The sequence below is a fragment of the Aquidulcibacter sp. genome (genome assembly GCF_049239865.1).
Lineage (GTDB): Bacteria > Pseudomonadota > Alphaproteobacteria > Caulobacterales > Aquidulcibacteraceae > Aquidulcibacter.
Window position 1 is genome coordinate 1 of the sequence record NZ_JBMLTR010000025.1, and the last position, 1421, is coordinate 1421.

General features: G+C 53.1%; 1 protein-coding gene. It reads right to left on the minus strand.

What is annotated here, in order from left to right; genetic code table 11:
• Positions 1-129: 129 nt before the first annotated feature.
• Positions 130-1257, minus strand: a complete 1128-nt coding sequence (locus ACOVRA_RS02480; RefSeq protein WP_421718912.1) for a hypothetical protein — start codon at positions 1255-1257, stop codon at positions 130-132.
• Between the last annotated feature and the right edge of the window lie 164 nt (positions 1258-1421).

The following is a 1421-nucleotide window of genomic DNA, read 5'->3' on the forward strand; positions in this document are numbered from 1 at the left end:
TGCGAAGCCGCCATCCACCTTTATGAAAAACTGGGCTTCGTCCACGACCCCGAAATCATGACCCGCTATGGCTGCAGCTATGAGCGCTGCGACGTCGCCATGCGCTATCGCTCAAAGGACTAGCCAAGCCTAGTTTCGGGCGATTTCACGCACAGCTACCGGCAGCTTGTGACGCTCAATATGGTCGATGATCTCACTCACGCTCGTCGTTGTCCCGCTATGCACGAGGGTGAAAAGTTCTGGCGTGGTGGCTCTGCGCCAATAATGGGCGAGCTTAAAGATCAGACCTTCAGGCGGCTTTAGCTGAAAACCCTCTTGTAGTTGAACTTCGACCGCCACGCCCTCATTGACCAAGCGACCAGTATTCAACCAATGAAAGGTGACATGATCTATCAGGTTCCACGGGATGAACTGGCTTGAGATCCTGATATCGGTTAGGCCGGTCTGCGACAGAATAATCACCCCGGCGCGCGTACTTGAGAGCCGAAGATAGATTTGCAGGGTAACAATCCCGCCAATAATCAAGGTGGCAAGGATCATCCCTAAAAGTGCCAATTGCACAATGTCTGTTGGAATCCGCCCCTGAACGAGACTCGGGACTGCAAATGTCGGCAGAAGCGCGATCAGCACAGCCAACAGGATAACGCCTCCGATCAGATAACTGAGCCAAGCACGCGGATAGACATGGGCTCGCAGACAAATGTCTTGATGGTTTGTGGGCAGTGCGCCCTCATGCCGGACGGTCGCAATCTTCCACACATCGGGGATGAGGCGGGGCTGATAGTCGGCAAGCCAAGCTGCGGCTTGGGCGGCGGCCTTATTCAAGCCGCCGAAGGTTATAACGACTTCGCCCTCCGGAATATGTCGTACAAGTTGCAATAAGCGGTTCCGCACTGCCCCAAAGGGCGTCAAGCGCACCTGCGCCTTTACTCTGAGCCGATCTGCTACCCCACCCGGATGGGGTTCGATCCATTCAATGTCGTCCCAAGCCAAGCGCTCATACATGATCCGACGATCGAACAGCCCGTGCTCATTCATCTCAACTATAAGGATGCGATTTCGAAAGTTGGATAGAATGAGTTCTTGGGCGAGATTGAGTGCACCAAACGCTAGCGCTAAGATTTCATCGATGTGCCGCCAGGGCACAAACTCCCCGCGCGTGATCATCGCAATCGAAATGTTCACAACAGCATAGCCAATTGCCAAAATGCCCGCCAAAATCCGTGGTGGGCCAATTTTTGCTTGAAAAGAATTCACGCCTAACTCCAACTTTCGCCCAAATACATCCTAGGTTAGCATCGATCGTTTTGTCCGCTAGTTAGAATGGTCCTTCTAGCGGGGCTAAAAACAGCTTGACAAATTATGTTGCAGCGCAGCAGAAGAGTTTGGCTCAGACAAGGTCTGATCGGGGCTTGAAGCGC